At 63.6% G+C, this 18,149-nt stretch carries 2 protein-coding genes (1 of these 2 cut by a window edge); both read right to left on the bottom strand.

Annotated features, from left to right (window positions below):
* A protein-coding gene (locus QMK51_RS09575) for a non-ribosomal peptide synthase/polyketide synthase (protein WP_320393861.1) crosses the window boundary here: on the bottom strand, positions 1–5,769 show its 5' portion. 7,749 nt of this gene lie to the left of the window's left edge; the window shows 5,769 of its 13,518 coding nt (coding positions 1–5,769); the start codon lies at positions 5,767–5,769; its stop codon lies beyond the left edge, outside the window.
* Complete coding sequence (locus tag QMK51_RS09570; RefSeq protein WP_320393860.1) at positions 5,769–18,149, bottom strand: non-ribosomal peptide synthase/polyketide synthase; 12,381 nt, start codon at positions 18,147–18,149, stop codon at positions 5,769–5,771. The genes QMK51_RS09575 and QMK51_RS09570 overlap by 1 nt, the downstream gene beginning before the upstream one ends.

Here is an 18,149-nt window from a genome sequence, read left to right as displayed (position 1 = left end):
ATAACCCCTGGCCAGGCCTTCGCCGCCCAGGTACAACTCGCCGATCACACCCACCGGTACCGGCGACAACTCGTGATCGAGAATGTAAGTCCCCAGGTTGGCGATCGGCTGGCCGATTGGCACGCTGTCGCGCCCTTCCTCGATGCACGTCCAGTGCGTGACGTCGATGGCCGCTTCGGTCGGGCCGTAGAGGTTGTACAGCCCGGCGTTGGGCAGCTTGGCAAACACTTGCTGCTGCGCATCCACTTGCAGGGCTTCGCCACTGCACACGATCCGGGTCAGGCTGGTGCACTCGCCCATCGAAGGGTCTTGCAGGAACGCCTGCAACATCGAAGGCACGAAGTGCAGCGTGGTGATGCGTTGCGCGGTGATCAACTCGATCAACTGCGCCGGATCACGATGAATGCCCGGCGCGGCCACTACCAGTGTCGAGCCGGCCAACAGCGGCCAGAAGAACTCCCAGACCGACACGTCGAAACTGAACGGCGTTTTTTGCAGCACGCTGTCCGTGGCGTCGAGCCGATAGGCCTGTTGCATCCAGCACAGGCGATTGACCAGCGCCGAATGACGGTTGCCCGCGCCTTTCGGTTTACCGGTGGAACCCGAGGTGTAGATCACATAGGCAAGGTTTTCGCCGTCGAGGTCAATGCCAGGGTTGGCATCGCTGCGGCCTTCCAGCCAGTCGCCGTCCTGATCCAGCACCAGGCTGCGAATGCCGGCCGGGATCGGCAATTGCTCAAGCAAGTGGCTCTGGGTCAGCAACAGTTGAATGCCGCTGTCTTCAAACATGTACGCCAGGCGTTCCTGCGGGTATTGCGGATCCAGCGGCAAATAGGCACCGCCGGCCTTGAGGATCGCCAGCAAGCCCACGACCATTTCCACCGACCGCTCGACCGCGATGCCCACCAGCACATCCGGGCCGACGCCCTGCTCGATCAGCGCGTGCGCCAATTGGTTGGCTCGAGCATTGAGTTCGGCGTAGCTCAGGCGTTGCTCGGCAAACACCAGCGCACACGCCTGCGGGGTTTTACCGACCTGTTCTTCGATCAGCGCCTGCACGCTGCGATGCAACGGGTAGTCGACGGCGGTGGCGTTCCAGTCGATGACCGTCAGTTGACGCTCCCGGTCATCGAGCAATGGCAATTGCCCCACCGGACGGTGAATGTCCTCGACCAGGCCTTGCAACAGATTCAGCCAGTGCCGGCCCATGCGCTCGATGGTCGATGGCTCGAACAAATCAGTGGCGTAGGTCAGCGACGCGTGCAGGCCTTGCGGGTTATCACTGGTGTCCAGGGTCAGGTCGAACTGCGCGGTGCGGTGTTCCCAACTGAGGTTTGCAAGCTCGATGCCCGGCAAGGATTCGGCCAGCGTTGAGGTCGCTTCGCTGCGATGGTTGAACATTGCCTGGAACAGCGGGCTATGGCTCAGGTTGCGTTGCGGTTGCAGCGCATCGACCAGTTGCTCGAACGGCAGGTCCTGATGCATCTGCGCCGCCATGGCCGTCTGCTTCACCTGTTGCAGCAGTTGAGCGCCCGTCAGTTGGCCGTCGAACTCGGTACGCAGCACCTGGGTGTTGACGAAGAAACCGATCAGCCGCTCGGTTTCCAGCCGATTACGGTTGGCAATCGGCACGCCGACGCGGATATCCGCCTGGCCGCTGTAGCGATGCAGCAAGGTCTGGAACGAACCGAGCAACAGCATGAACAGCGTGACGTTTTCGCGCAGGGCCAGCGCCTTCAGGGCATTGCTCAGGGATTCGTCGAGGGTGATCGGCAGACGCGCCCCGCGAAAACTTTGCTGCGCCGGACGCGGATGATCCAGCGGCAGCTCCAACAGCGACTGTTCGCTGCCCAGCTTTTCGGTCCAGTACATCAATTGCCGATCCCGTTCACCGGCGGCCATCCATTGACGCTGCCACACCGCGTAGTCGGCGTACTGCACCGGCAATGGTGGCAGTTCGGCCGGCCGGCCCTGGCTGATCGCTGCATACAGGGCCATCAAATCATCGATCATCACCTGCAACGACCAGGCGTCGGAGACGATGTGGTGCAGGGTCAGAATCAGCACGTGATCCTGCTCGCCCACCTGCAGCAGAACGAAACGCACCAACGAGCCGTCGAGTACATCGAACGGGCGTTGCGTCTCCTTCTCGACGAAGGCCTTGATGCTGGCCTCATCGCTGGCGGCGAGACGTTGCTCGACAAAGCTCACGCGACCTTGCAGGCGGATCACCTGCCAGGTGCGGCCATCTTCCTCGACGAACGCCGTACGCAGGCTTTCGTGGCGTTCCACCAATGCCTCGAAGCTGCGTTGCAGGGCATTTTTGTCCAGCTCGCCACGCAGCCGTAGCGCGGTCGGGATGTTGTAGGCGGCGCTGTCGGGGTCCATTTTCCACAGGAACCATTGGCGCTCCTGGGCAAAGGACAGCGCCAGCGGTTGGTCACGGTCGACCCGGGTCATCGGCGGTGACTGCTCACCGGGTTCAGCGCCCAGCGCCTGGACGAAATCCTCCAGGGTGCTGTACTCGAACAAGCTGCGCAACGGCACCTGGATGTCCAGCACCCGCCGCACCCGCGACACCACTTGGGTCACCAGCAAGGAGTGCCCGCCCAGCTCGAAGAAGTTGTCGGTCAGGCCCACGCGATCCAGCTTCAGCACGTCCTGCCAGATCGCGGCGACTTGCTGTTGCCGTTCGCTCTGCGGCGCGACATAACGCGCCTGCAACTGGCTGGCGTCCACCGCCGGCAACGCCTTGCGATTGAGCTTGCCATTGGGGGTCAGCGGCAGGCTGGCGAGGAACAGCACATGCGCCGGAACCATGAATTCCGGCAGGCATTCCTTGAGCCGCGCCTTGAGTTCATCACGCAGGCGCAGTTGATCGTCGGCGGCATTGAGGTCCAGTTGCGGCGCAACCACATAGGCCACCAGTTGCTGGCTGCCCAGGGCTTCCTGCGCCAGCACCGCCACTTCGCGAACCGCTGGTTGCTCCAGCAAACGCGCTTCGATTTCACCCAACTCGATGCGGAAACCGCGGATCTTCACTTGGTGGTCGATGCGCCCCCTGTATTCGAGCACGCCGTCGTGCCGATGGCGCGCCAGGTCGCCGGTGCGGTACAGCCGCGCGCCGTTGCCGAACGGGTCGGGCAGGAAGCGCTCGGCGGTCATCGCCGCACGGTCGTGATACCCACGGGCCAGGCCGTCGCCGCCGATCAGCAGTTCACCAATCGAGCCTGCGGGGTTCGGCGCCAGATCGTCGCCCAAAATGTACAGCGTGGTGTTGGCAATCGGTTTGCCGAGGTACGGCTGGCGCTGCTCGCGGGTCAGTTGCCAGGCCGCCGACCAGATGGTGGTTTCAGTCGGGCCATAAAGGTTCCAGACCTGCCCCGCCAAGCCGAGCATGCGCTGGGCCAGGTCATCGGCCAGCGCTTCGCCGCCGCAGAGGAATTTACAGCCCTGGAGGATGGGCGCCTGTTCGTGGTCGAGCAACATACGCCAGGTCGACGGCGTGGCTTGCACCACGGTGACTTCCTGTTGCCGGATCATCTCCAGCAACGCTTGCGGATCCTGGGCGGTTTGCTTGTCCACCAGCACCACGCGGGCACCGCTGAGCAGCGGGCCGTAGATTTCCAGGCCGAAAATATCGAACGAGAACGTGGTCAGCGACAGCATGCGGTCCTGGGCCTCGATGCCCGGCGCCTTGACCATGCTCACCACGAAGTTCACCAGCGCCTGATGGCGCACCATTACCCCTTTGGGTTTGCCGGTGGAACCGGAGGTGTAAATCGCATACGCGAGGTGTTCACCGTTGATCGATACCTGCGGATCGGCTTCACTGTAACCGCGAGCGTGCTCGCCTTGCGGGTCGAGCAACAGGGTCTGCACGCCAGCCGGAATCGGTAGTTGCCCGGTCAGATGAGCCTGGGTCAGCAGCAGTTGCAGGCCGCTGTCTTCGATCATGTGCGCCAGACGGTCTTCGGGGTATTGCGGGTCGAGCGGCACGTAGGCACCGCCCGCCTTGAGAATCGCCAACAGCCCGATCAGCATTTCCAGGCTGCGGTCGATGGCGATACCGACCAACTGATCCGGGCCGACACCCAGTTCGATCAGCCGGTGCGCCAACTGGTTGGCCTGGCGATTGAGTTGTGCATAGCTCAGTGATTGCCCGTCGAACACCAGCGCGGTGGCCTGCGGCGTGCGCCGGGCCTGGGCTTCGATCAACTGATGGATGCAGCGGTCAGTCGGGTATTCGGCGGCGCTGCGGTTCCAGTCGACCAGCACCTGCTGTTGTTCTGCTTCGTCGAGCAGGGCCAGTTCCCCCACCCGCTGCTGCGGATCGGCAACGACGCTGCCCAGCAGGTTTTGCCAATGCCGTGCCAGACGCTCGATGGTCGCGCCGTCAAACAGGTCGGTGGCGTAGGTCAGCTGTGCGCCGAGGCCCTCGGGGCCGTCGAACGTTTCCAGGGTCAGGTCGAATTGCGCGGTGCGCGATGGTTGACGCAAGTGGCGGATCGTCAGCGCTGACTCGCCCGTGCCCTGCCGACTTTGGCTGGCGCCGGTGCTCTGGTGGTTGTACATGACCTGGAACAGCGGGCTGTAGCTCAGGCTGCGTTCCGGTTGCAAAGCCTCGACCAGTTGCTCGAAAGGCAGGTCCTGATGCGCCTGGGCGGCCATCGCGGTCTGTTGGACCTGGGCCAGCAGCGTGCTGAACGTGGCCTGAGCATCGAACTCGGTCTTGAGCACCTGGGTGTTGACGAAGAAGCCGATCAGCCGCTCGGTCTCGACCCGGTTGCGGTTAGCGGTGGGCACGCCGACGCGGATGTCGGCCTGGCCACTGTAGCGATGCAACAAGGTCTGGAACGACGCCAGCAACAGCATGAACAGCGTGACGTTTTCGCTTTTGGCCAACGCCCTCAGGCGCTCGCCCAGAGCCGGCGGCAACGCCAGCTCATGACGGGCGCCACGCAGGCTCTGCATCGCCGGGCGCGGGTAATCGGTGGGCAACTCCAGCACCGGATGCTCGCTGCCCAAGTGCGTCTGCCAATACTCCAGCTGCCGCTCGCGCTCCCCGGCTTCCATCCAGTGCCGCTGCCAGATGCCATAGTCGGCGTACTGGATCGACAGCGCCGGCAAACTGAGTTCCTGGCCCTGGCGGTAGGCGCCATACAGTTGCAGCAATTCGTCGACCATGACCCGCATCGAGGCGCCATCCGAGGCGATGTGGTGCTGGGTCAGGGTCAGCACGTGCTCCTGCGCGCCAAGGCGCAGCAGGCTGACACGCAACAGCGGCCCGTTGACCAGGTCGAACGGCTGCCCGGTCTGTTCGGCGACGAACGCTTGAATCTGCGCGTCTGGCGATGGGGCGTCGGGGCGTTCATCCAGTTCATGCACGGCGACGGTCAGGCTCATGTGCGGATGAATCACCTGCACCGCCCGCTCATCCTGCTGCCGGAACGTGGTGCGCAAGCTTTGATGACGAGTAATCAGCGTATTGAAACCACGCTCGAGCGCCGCTACGTCAAGCTCGCCCTGCAACTGCATGGCACTGGGGATGTTGTAGGCGGCGCTGTCGGGGTCCATCTGCCAGAGAAACCACTGACGTTCCTGAGCAAAGGACAGCGGCACCGGATCGAACTGCGACTGGGTTTCGGGAATCGGCAGGTTCGCCGGCGAAACACCTTCCTCGAGCATCTTCTGCAGATAGACCCTGCGCTTGTCGAGCGGCAAAGTAATGAAGCGCCGGGCGATCTTCAAAGCGACATTGGTATCCATCAAGCTTCCTCCATTTCGTCAAGCAGGGCGTCCAGCTTGCTCAGTTTCAACGTATCGACCTGCTCACCTGCGGTTGCCAGACGGCTGACGAAATCCGTGAGTACGGGGTGTTGAAAAATCAGTTGTGGGGTCAGTTTCAGGCCCAGTTCCAGTTGCAGGCGTGAAACCACATTGACGGCCAGCAACGAGTGGCCGCCCAGTTCGAAAAAGTTATCCAGCAAGCCGACACGCTCGACTTGCAGTACGTGCTGCCAGATCGCCGCGACCTGCTGCTCCCGCTCGCTCTGCGGGGCGACATAACGCACCTGCAAATGACCGCCCTCCACCGTCGGCAACGCCTTGCGGTCGAGTTTGCCGTTGGGCGTCAGCGGCAATTGTTCGAGGAACAACAGGTGCGCCGGGACCATGAATTCCGGCAAAGACTCCCTGAGCCGTGCCTTGAGTTCATCGCGCAAAGATTGCTGATCGTCGGCGGCATCGAGGTCCAGCTGTGGTGCGACCACATAAGCCACCAGTTGCTGATTGCCCAGGGCTTCCTGCGCCAGCACCGCCACTTCGCGGACCGCTGGCTGCGCCAGCAGGCGCGCTTCGATTTCGCCCAGTTCGATGCGGAAACCACGGATTTTCACTTGATGGTCGATTCGCCCTCGGTACTCGATCACACCATCGGCCTGATAACGGGTCAGATCGCCGGTGCGGTACAGGCGCTCGCCATGGCTGGCAAACGGGTTCGGCACGTACTTCTCGGCGGTCATGCCCGGCCGCCCCAGGTAACCACGGGTGATGCCGGCGCCGGCCAGGTACAGCTCGGCGGACACGCCCAGGGGCACCGGTTGCAAATCGGCATCCAGCAGGTAACTGGCGGTGTGCTTGAGCGGCCGGCCAATGTTCGCCGTGCCACCCGCCTCGCGACGGGCCCAGGTGGAATAGGTGGTGTCTTCCGACGGGCCGTAAAGGTCGTAGACATGCGCCACGGTCGCTTGCCCATAAAGTGCGTCGACCAGCGACTGCTTGAGCGGCTCACCGGCGAGGTTGATGATGCGCACGCTCGGCGGAATCTGCCCGGCACTGTGCAGCGCATTGATCGCCGACGGTACGGTGTTGATCAGGCGCACCTGATCCCGCGCCGGCAATTGCGGCAATTCCATGGCGTTGCGGGCGATGATCAGCGAGCCGCCGTTGGCCAGGGTGACAAACAGCTCCCACACCGACAGGTCGAAGCACACCGAGGTCGAGGCCAATACCCCTTGAATGTCGTCGCGGCTGTACACCGATTGCGACCAGTCGATCAGCGCCAGCACGTTGCGATGGGCGATGGCCACGCCTTTGGGCTTGCCGGTGGAGCCGGAGGTGTAGATCACGTAGGCCAGGTTATCCGGTGTGACGCGGGTGACCGGGGCGCTGCGCGGATAATCCGCCAGTTGTGCCTCGATCCGCTCCATCAGCAGCACTTGGGTGTGCGCCGCCACGTTTAATGTTGCCGCAACGGCCTGCTCGGTCAGCAGCACCAGGGCGCGGCTGTCTTCGAGCATGTAGGCCACGCGGTCGACCGGGTAATCCGGGTCCAACGGCACGTAGGCACCGCCGGCCTTGAGCACCGCGAGCAGCGCGACCAGCAGGCTGTCCGAGCGCTGCATCGCCACGCCGACCCGCACTTCCGGGCCCACGCCCAATTCGCTCAGCTTGTGGGCGAGACGGTTGGCGCGGCTATCGAGTTCGGCGTAAGTCAGCTGTTGGCTGGCGAAGGTGACCGCCAGCGCGTCCGGTTGGGCGGCGACTTGGCGGTCGATCAACTGATGAATGCACAGGTCTTGAGCGAAATCTTCGTCAGCACGGTTCCAGTCCAGCAAGACCTGTTGCTGTTCGGTCTCATTCAACAGCACCAACTCGCCGAGGCAGCGTTCACCGGTGTCGATCATCTGGCTCAACAAGTGCTGCAAATGAGCCGCCAATTGCGCCACCGTCGCCGATGCAAAACTGCCGCGCTGATAGCTGAAGTGCATCGACAGTTGGGTGTCGAGGCTCACCAGCAGGGTCAGTGGATAGTTGGTCTGCTCGACACTGGCCACCGGACCAAAGCGCAACCCTTGCGGGGCGCCCTGCTCCAGGGCCTGGTCAATCGGGTAGTTCTCGAACACCAGAATGTTGTCGAACAGCGCTTCACCGCCCTGCCCGGCCCAGCGCTGAATATCGAACAGCGCGGTGTGTTCGAACTCGCGCAAGGCCAGGTTTTGCGCCTGCACCGCTTGCAACCAGCTATTGAGCGATTGCTCGGCCCGAGGGCTGGCGATCACCGGCAAGGTGTTGATGAACAGCCCGATCTGTTGCTCGACACCCGGCAAGTCAGCCGGACGACCGGCGACCGTCGCGCCGAAGGCCACGGTGTTTTTCCCGGTGTAGCGTTGCAGCAACAGCAACCAGGCCGCCTGCACCAGCGTGTTGACGGTGATTTTCGAGGCCCGGGCGAACTCGCCCAGACGCAAGGTTTGATCGGCCTCCAGCACCTGGAAATGATCGCCATAACCTTGGGCTTCGATAGACGCTTGAGGCTTCGCGACGGTCTGGGCCAGGCGCGTCGGCTCCTCCAGCGCCTGCAGCGCCGGGGTCCAGAACGCTTCGCTGGCGGCTGAGTCCTGGCGTTGCAGCCAGGCGATGTAATCGCGGTAACGTCCGCTGTGAGCGGCGTTGAACTGGCCGCTGTAACGCTGCAGCACTTCGCCGAGCAACTGCGAGTTGCTCCAGCCATCCATCAGGATGTGATGGTTGGTGTAGATCAGGTGATGACGGTGGTCGTCGATGCGCGCAATCACCAGCCGCAACAAGGTCGACGCGTTCAAGTTCAGGCTTTGGCGTTCAGAGTCGGCAAGCGTCTGCAAGGCCTGATCGCGCTGCGGATGCCTGCGCACATCATGCAGGCTGTAAGGCAACTGCGCGTGTTTGCTGACCACTTGCACCGGGTTTTCCAGTTCGCCCTGCCAGACAAAACGCGTGCGCAGAATGTCGTGGGCATCCACCGCCGCTTGCCAGGCCTGATGGAAACGCTCGGGGTCGAGCCCGTCGACGTCCAGGCGTATCTGGTTGATGTAATCGCCGGTGGTTTCTTCGTACACGGCATGGAACAACATGCCCTGCTGCATCGGCGACAGCGGATACAGGTCTTCGATCGACTGCGGCGCCAGCGGCAAGCCGTCCAGTTGTGCCTGGCTCAAGCGCGCCAGCGGGAAGTCCGACGGAGTAACGCCGTGCTGCCCGGCCTCGCAGCAATGGGCGATCAGCGCTTGCAGTTCCTGGGCGTAATCGTCGGCCAGCGCTTGAATGGTCGACTCATTGAACCGTTCGCGGCTGAAGGTCCAGCCCAGGTTCAGTTCGCCGCCATACACCTGACCATTGAGGGCCAACTGGTTGGCCAATGGCGCACGGGCGTCCAGTTCATCGCCGGCCGCGTCACTGCACGGTACGAACAAGGCGCCGTCGGCTGCGCTGAAGCTGCCGTCGAACTGGCCCAGGTAGTTGAAGGTCAGGCACGGGACCGGCAATTGGCTGAGGGTTTGACGTGCGGCGTCGTCTCCCAGATGGGCCAGGGCACCAAAACCGAGGCCCTTGTTCGGGATCGCGCGCAGCTGTTCCTTGATCTGTTTCAGCGAGCCACCGAGGTCAGCGACCGGCGTCAGTTTTGCCGGGTACAGGCTGGTGAACCAGCCGACGGTGCGGGTCAGGTCAACGCCGTCGAACAGCTCTTCACGGCCATGGCCTTCGAGCTGGATCAACGCGCTGTCGGTGCCGGTCCAGCGCACCATGACCCGGGCCAGAGCGGTGAGCAGCAGGTCGTTGACCTGGGTGCGATAAGCCGCCGGAGCGTCTTGCAGCAGTTGCCGGGTCAGTGCCTTGTTCAGTTGCGTGCGCACCGTCAGTGCGTGCTTGTTCTGTTGCCCGCCTTCGGGGTTATCCGCCGGCAACGCCACGTCGGCGCCTTGCAATTGCTGTTGCCACCAGGCCAGTTCGCTGCGCAGTTCCGCACGGCGGGCGTAGGTTTGCAGGTGCTCGGCCCAGACTTTGGCCGCACTGGTTTTGGCCGGCAATTGCAGGGGCTCGCCGGTCAACAGCTGACGGTAAGCGGTTTGCAGATCGTCAAACAGAATCCGCCACGACACGCCGTCCACCACCAAATGGTGGATCACCAGCAACAGTCGCGCAGTGCCGTCATCAAGGTTCGCCAGCACTGCGCGCAGCAGCGGCCCGTGTTGCAGGTTCAGGCTGCGTTGCGCTTCGTTGGCCACCGCTTCCAGTGCCGTGGCGTCGGCGACGTCGACCGCCCAGACCAACGCCTCGGTCTGGCTGCCCGGCGCGCGGTATTGCGCCTGCCAGCCCTCGGCCTGCTCGACGAAGCTCAAGCGCAAGCCATCGTGGTGCGTAACCAGCGCGCCCAACGCCTGCTCAAGCAGCGCAGCCTCCAGGGTTTGCGTCGGCTTGAGCATCACCGCCTGGTTCCAGTGTTGACGCTCGGGGATGGCCTGTTCGAAGAACACCTGTTGCACCGGCAACAACGCCAGTTCGCCCGTCACCGGCCCTTGATCGATGACCTGAGCCTGCTCACCCAACCGCGCCACCGTGGCCAGTGCCTGAATGGTCTGGTGCTGGAACAGGTCTTTGGGCGTGAAGCGGATACCGGCCTGACGGGCGCGGCTGACCACTTGAATCGAGATGATCGAATCGCCGCCCAGTTCGAAGAAGTTGTCGCTCAAACCGACCTGATCGAGTTTCAGCACATCCTGCCAGATCGTCGCCAGTTGCTGCTCCAGTGCGCTTTGCGGCGCCACATAGGCTTGCTGCAATTGGCTGACATCCGGCTTGGGCAGGTTCTTGCGGTCGAGTTTGCCGTTGGGGGTCAGCGGGAGGCGCTCAAGCAGCAGCAAATACGCCGGGACCATGTGCGCCGGCAGCGCGACTTTAAGTTGCTCGCGCAGGCTGTCGGCGAAATCAGCCTGTTCGGCATTGAGCGCATCGGCGACCACATAAGCCACCAGGCGCTTGCCGCTGCCGGCGGTGCCTTCCTGGGCAACCACCACGGCTTCGCGTACCCCATCGAGGGCTTGCAGGCGCGCTTCGATTTCCCCCAGCTCAATGCGGAAACCGCGAATCTTCACCTGATTGTCGATGCGATCCAGGTAATCGAACGTGCCATCGGCACGCTGCCGCACCAGGTCGCCGGTGCGGTACAGCAGCCCACCGACCGCGCTGAACGGGTCAGCGACAAAGCGCTCCGCCGTCAGCCCCGGACGATTCAGGTAACCCCGGGCCAGGCCGGTGCCGCCCAGGTACAGTTCACCGGCCATGCCTTGGGGCAGCAGGTTCAGGTCGGCGTCCAGCACGTAAGCGCTGCGGTCACCGATGCGACTGCCGATCGGCGCGTAGGCCGCGCCGCACTGCACGTCGCGCCCGGCCTTCCAGATCAGCGGCGTGACCACGGTTTCGGTCGGGCCGTAGCCGTTGATGATGTAGTCCGGATCGAGCGCGCGTTTGACCCGCTCGAAACTGGCGTTGGGCACGGCATCGCCGCCGAAGCAGTAAATCCGCACCTTCGGCGGGTGGCCTTCACGCTCGGCGTGTTCGGCCAGTTGTTGCAGGTAGACCGGTGGGAACGCCACCACCGTCACGCCGTGTTCGCGCATGGCGTTACAGGTCTGTTCCGGCGTCCACAGGCTGTCGTCGCGAATCAGCAGCGAGGCGCCGTGGGTCAGGCTGGTGAGCCAACGCTCGTGGGCGCCGTCGAAGGCGAAGGACATGAAGTGGAATTCGCAGTCGCTGTCGCGCATTTCATAGCGCTCGCCGATGGCCTGGCAATGCATCGCCAGCGGGCCATGGGCAACGCTCACGCCTTTGGGGTTACCGGTGGAACCGGAGGTGTAAATGACGTAAGCGAGGTTCTGCGGATCGAGCGGCACTTTGGGCGCAGTGAGGGATTGGCCGCGCAGATCGAGACGGTCGAGTTCCAGCACCGGGACCGAGTCCTCCACCGGCAACTGCGCAGAAACAGACGAATCGGTGAGCAACAACGCCAGCCCCGAATCCTCGATCAGATAGGCCAGGCGCTCGCGCGGGTAGCTGGTGTCCAGCGGTACGTAGGCACCGCCGGCCTTGAGCACCGCCAGCAATGCGACGATCACCCCTTCGCTGCGCGGCAAGGCCACGCCAACCCGGCTTTCCGGGCCGACACCCCGGGCGATCAGGGCGTGGGCCAACTGGTTGGCGCGCTGGTCGATGTCGCCATAGCTGAACCGCTGGCCGGCGAAGATCACTGCCGTGCGTTCCGGACGCTGGGCGGCGAGTTCGGCGATGCGCTGGTGCACGGCGACATTCACCGGGTACGGTTGCGGCTGGTTACTGGCCTGTTGCTGCGCGAGTTCGGCGGCGCTGGCCAGGGCGATTTCACCGAGGTTGCGTGCGGCCGACTCGGCGAACTGCTCCAGCAGTTGCAGCAGGTGCGCACTGATGCGTTCGATCGCCGGCATGGAAAAATGCGCCCGGTCGAAGCTGTAATGCAGCGCCAGGGTCTGGCCGAGCGTCACGGCGACGCTCAGCGGATAATGGGTTTGCTCAAGGTTGGCGACGTCGCCGAACACCACGCCTTGCTCCGCGCCTTGTTGCAGCGCCTGGGCAATCGGGTAGTTCTCGAACACCAGAATGTTGTCGAACAGCGCTTCGCCACCCTGCCCGGCCCAACGCTGAATGTCCGCCAGCGGCGTGTGTTCGAACTCGCGCAGGCTGAGGTTTTGCGCCTGTACCGCTTGCAACCAGTGGCCGACGCTCTGGTCCGGACGCGGCGCGCCGATCACCGGCAAAGTGTTGATGAACAAGCCGACAGCTTGCTCGATGCCGGGCAAGTCTGCCGGGCGCCCGGCCACCGTGGCGCCGAAGGCCACGGTTTCGTGACCGGTGTAGCGTTGCAGCAACAGCAGCCACGCGGCTTGCACCAGGGTGTTGAGGGTGACTTTCTGTTGCCGGGCAAAGGTTTCAAGGCCTTGGGTGCGACTGACGTCCAGGGTCTGGAAGTGGTCGCCATGCCCGCTCAGGGTTTCGTTGCCGAACACCACCCGCGCCAGTCGGGTCGGCTCTTGCAAGGAGGCCAACGGCTCACGCCAGAAGTCCTGGCTCGATTGCGCATCCTGACGCTGCAACCAACCGATGTAATCGCGATAACGCCCGCCGGTGGCCATCGGCGCGCGACCGCAGTAACGCTGCAACACTTCGCCGAGCAACTGCGAGTTGCTCCAGCCGTCCATCAGGATGTGGTGATGGGTGTAAATCAGGTGCCAACTATCAGAGGCGGTTTGCACCAGCACCAGTCGCAGCAACGGCGCCTGGCTCAGGTCGAACCCTTGTTGGCGTTCAGCATCGGCCCGTTCACTCAGGGCCTGAACCTGATCGCCACGCTCACGCCAGTCGAGCACGGTGAACGGCAACTGCACCTGTTTGTGGACGATCTGCACCGGTTGTTCCAGTTCGCCCTGCCAGACAAAACCTGTGCGCAGAATGTCTTGAGACTCGACAGTGGCCTGCCAGGCCGCGCGGAAACGCTCGGGCTCGAGGCCTTGCACATCCACCCGCAGCTGATTGATGTACTCGCCCGCCGCCTGTTCGTACAGGGTGTGGAACAACAGCCCCTGCTGCATCGGCGACAGTGGATAGAGGTCGTCGAGTTGGCCGACGGCCACCGGCAGTGCATCGAGTTGCGCCTGGGTGATGCGCGCCAGCGGGAAGTCCGACGGCGTGGCCTGTGGGGCCTCGAGGGTGCAGCAATGCTCGATCAACCCGTTGAGTTCGACAGCGTATTGATCAACCAACTGCTCAATGGTCGCGGTGTCGAACATCTCACGGCTGAAGCCCCAGCTCATCGACAGCTCACCGCCGTACACCTGGCCTTCGACCGTCAGCCAGTTGGCCAACGGCGCCGACGGATCCTGGGCCGCGCCGCTGCCTTCGCTGGACGGCACAAACAACGCCGCTTCGTCGAACTGGCGGTCGAACTGCCCCAGGTAGTTGAAGGTGATGCGCGGTTGCGGCAGGGCCACCAACGCGGTGCTCGTTTGCGAATCGGCCAGGTAGCGCAGCACGCCGTAGCCCAGGCCTTTGTCCGGCACCGCGCGCAGTTGCTCCTTGACCGTTTTGATCGATGCGCCGAGATCGCCGGCCGGGATCAGGTTGACCGGGAACAGGCTGGTGAACCAGCCGACGGTGCGGGTCAAATCGATGTCGTCGAACAGGTCTTCACGGCCATGCCCTTCGAGCTGGATCAGCGTGCTGCCCTGCCCGGTCCAGCGGCACACGGCCCGCGCCAATGCGGTCAGCAGCAAATCATTGACCTGAGTGCGATAAGCCGCCGGCGCCTGTTGCAGCAGTTTGCGGGTTTGTTCGGCATCGAAGGTCAGTTCGACTTTCTGCTCGAAACGGTTTTGCAGTGCGCCGTCAGGGCGGTCGCACGGCAAATCGTTTTGCGGCGCATCGCGCAATTCGGCCTGCCAATAATCGACACTGTTGTGGAACGTTGGCAGGTGGCTTTGCAGACGCGCCACCCAGCGTTGGTAGGCACTGGTTTTCGCCGCCGTCATCAGCGTCGAGCCGTCGCGTGCCTGGCGATAGAACTGCTGCAGATCCTCCAGCAATACCCGCCACGACACACCGTCCACCGCCAAGTGGTGAATGACCAGCAGCAGCCGTTGGGTGCCATCGGCCATGTCCACCGACAACGCTCGCAGCAATGGGCCGGTGCTTAGATCAAGACTGCGCTGGGCTCCGTCGCATAACGCATTCAGTTCTTCGAGCGATTGCGCCGAGCGTTGCCACAACACCGACTCAACGGACGCTGCGCCATAAGCCTGCTGCCAACCGGCGTCGGTTTTTTCATAACGCAGACGCAAACCGTCGTGATGCGTGAGCAACTGCGCCAACGCTTGATCCAGCACCCCGGCATCCAGCGTTTCGCGCGGGACCAGCAGCAGCGACTGGTTCCAGTGATGACGCTGCGCAATGGTTTGATCGAAGAACCAGTGCTGCACCGGCGCCAGGGCCACCGCGCCAACCGCCGGACCTTGATCGATCAGGTTCTGCTCGCCGCTGCGGGCCACTTGCGCCAGGCTGCGGATGGTCTGGTGCTGGAACAGGTCTTTGGGGCTCAACAGGATGCCCGCCTGACGCGCGCGACTGACCACTTGCATCGACACAATGGAATCGCCGCCCAGCTCAAAGAAGTTGTCTTCCAGGCCGACGTTGTCGATGGCCAGGACGTCCTGCCAAATCGCCGCCAGCGACTTTTCCAGGGCCGTGCGTGGCGCCACGTGCTCGCGTTGCTGCCGGGTGACGTCGACCGCAGGCAAGGCCTTGCGGTCGAGCTTGCCGTTGGGGGTCAACGGCAATTGTTCGAGGAACAGCAGATAAGCCGGGACCATGTAGTCCGGCAAATGTTGGCGCAGCGCGGCTTTCAGGGTTTCGCGCAGGTTCGCTTGAGCATCGGCATTGCCCGCCAACACCGCGGCATCGGTCGGCACGATATAGGCGATCAGTTGCTGGCCGCTAACGCCATCCTGAGCCAGCACCGCCAGTTCGCGTACCGCGTCCTGCTGCAACAGCCGCGCTTCGATTTCACCCAGCTCGATCCGGAAACCACGAACCTTGACCTGGTGGTCGATGCGACCGACGTATTGCAGCGCGCCGTCTGCCTGATAGCGGGTCAGGTCACCGGTGCGATACAGGCGCTCGCCGTTGCTGGCAAACGGGTTCGGCACGTACTTCTCGGCGGTCATGCCCGGCCGCGCCAGGTAACCCCGGGTGATGCCTGCGCCGGCCAGGTACAGCTCGGCCGATACGCCCTGCGGCACCGGTTGCAGATCGGCGTCGAGCAAATAGCTGGCGGTGTGTTTGAGCGGTCGACCGATGTTGGCGCTGCCGCCGGCCTGGCGGCGAGTCCAGGTGGAATACGTGGTGTCTTCCGATGGACCGTAGAGGTCGTAGACGTGCTCGATAGTCGGCTGCTGATACAGCGCCTCCACCAGGCTCTGCTTCAGTGGCTCACCGGCGAGGTTGATGATGCGCACACTCGGCGGAATCTGCCCGTCGCGCTGCAACGCATTGATCGCCGAGGGCACGGTGTTGATCAGGCGCACCTGATCCCGGGCCGGCAGTTGCGGCAGCTCCAGGGCGTTGCGGGCGATGATCAGCGAACCGCCGTTGGCCAGGGTGACAAACAGCTCCCACACCGACAGGTCGAAACACACCGAGGTCGACGCCAGCACACCTTGAATATCGTCGCGGCTGTACACCGACTGCGACCAGTCGATCAGCGCCAGCACGTTGCGATGGGCGATGGCCACGCCTTTGGGTTTGCCGGTGGAGCCGGAGGTGTAGATCACGTAAGCCAGGTTATCCGGCGTGACGCGGGTCACCGGCGCACGGCTCGGGTAAGCGGCCAGCCACGGCTCGGCGGTGTCCATCAGCAGCACTTGGGTGCCTACCGCCACGTTCAAGATTGCCGCAACGGCCTGCTCGGTCAGCAACACCAAAGCGCGGCTGTCTTCGAGCATATAGGCCACGCGATCGGCCGGGTAATCCGGGTCCAACGGCACGTAGGCGCCGCCGGCCTTGAGTACCGCCAGCAGCGCCACCAGCAGGCTGTCGGAACGCTGCATCGCCACGCCGACCCGCACTTCCGGGCCCACGCCCAACTCGATCAGCTTGTGGGCGAGACGGTTGGCGCGGCTATCGAGTTCGGCGTAAGTCAGCTGTTGGCTGGCGAAGGTGACCGCCAGCGCGTCCGGTTGGGCGGCGACTTGGCGGTCGATCAACTGATGAATACACAGATCATCGGCGAAGCCTGGGTCCGCGCGGTTCCAGTCATGGACGATGCGCTGGTATTGCGCAGCTTCAAGCAGCGGCAAATCGCTGATGCGCTGCTGGCTGTCGTTGACCATACCGTGCAGCAAATGGGTCCAGTGCCGCGCCATGCGCTCGATGGTCGGCGCATCGAACAGGTCGTTGGCGTAGGTCAGCGCGGCATGCAGCGTGCCGGCTTTTTCGTAGGTGTCCAGGGTCAGGTCGAATTGGGTGGTGCGCCCTTCCCATTCGATCATGCCCAGTTCCAGGCCCGAGGCGGTGGTCACCGTGGAAATGTCCGCCACCTGCGGCTGATGGTTGTACATCACCTGGAACAACGGCGTATGGCTGAGGCTGCGCTCCAGCTTCAACGCTTCCACCAGCCGCTCGAATGGCAAGTCCTGATGGGCTTGGGCGCCGAGGGCGGTTTCCTTGATGTCACTGAGCAAATCGGCCACGCGGGTCTGGCCGTCGAGCCGGGTGCGCAGCACTTGGGTGTTGACGAAGAAACCGATCAAGCCTTCGATTTCGCCGCGATTGCGGTTGGCGATCGGCACGCCGACGCGGATGTCGGTCTGCCCGGTGTAACGGTGCAGCAAGGCGTTGAAAGCGCCAAGCAACAGCATGAACAAGGTGATGTTGTGCTTCTGCGCGGTGGCTCGCAGTTGCTCGGTCAGTTGGCCATCAACGCCGAACTCATAACGCGTGCCGCGATAGCTGGGCATCGCCGGGCGCGGGTGATCGGTGGGCAACTCCAGCACCGGGTGCTCGTCGCCCAATTGGGCTTGCCAGTATTCCAGTTGCCGCGCCTGCTCCCCGGCTTCCAGCCAGCGGCGTTGCCACAAGGCATAGTCGCTGTACTGAATCGGCAGCGGTGCGAGCTGCGGTTGCGCGCCTGCATCATGGGCGTCGTAGCAGCGGATGAACTCATCGATCAACACGTTCATCGACCAGCCATCGGAAACGATGTGGTGCAGGGTCAGCAGCAGCACGTGCTCCTGCTCGGCGAGCTTGAGCAGCTTGACCCGCAGCAGCGGCCCGACGGCCAGGTCGAACGGCAGCAACGATTGCTGCTGGGCGGCCTCGGCCACGGCCTGCTCGCGCTCAAGGGCTGGCAGCGCGCTGAAATCGACCTGCTCGATCACCAGCGGCGCACGGGTCGGCGCTTGTTGCAGAGTCTCGTCGGCCTGACGCTGGAACACCGTGCGCAGGGTTTCATGACGCGCCACCAGGCTGGCGAACGCCTGCTCCAGGGCCGGCAGGTTCAACCGCCCGGTCAGGCGTACCGCGCCCGGCAAGTTGTAGGCGCCGCTGTGCGGGTCCAGCTGCCAGAGAAACCACATGCGTTGCTGGGCGTAGGACAGCGCTTGCCGGTCCTGGGCCTCGACCCCTTGCGGAATCGGAAAACGGGCGAAGTCCACGCCCTCCTTGTGCAAGGCCGCAAGGAACATCTGGCGCTTTTCCAGGGGCAACCCGATAAACCGGCGAGCAAGTTTCAAGGAGTCTTCAGCATTCAT

This window comes from Pseudomonas sp. P9_31 (assembly GCF_034008235.1).
In the GTDB taxonomy this organism is placed as follows: Bacteria; Pseudomonadota; Gammaproteobacteria; order Pseudomonadales; family Pseudomonadaceae; genus Aquipseudomonas.
This window is presented reverse-complemented; position numbering and strand designations above follow the sequence as displayed.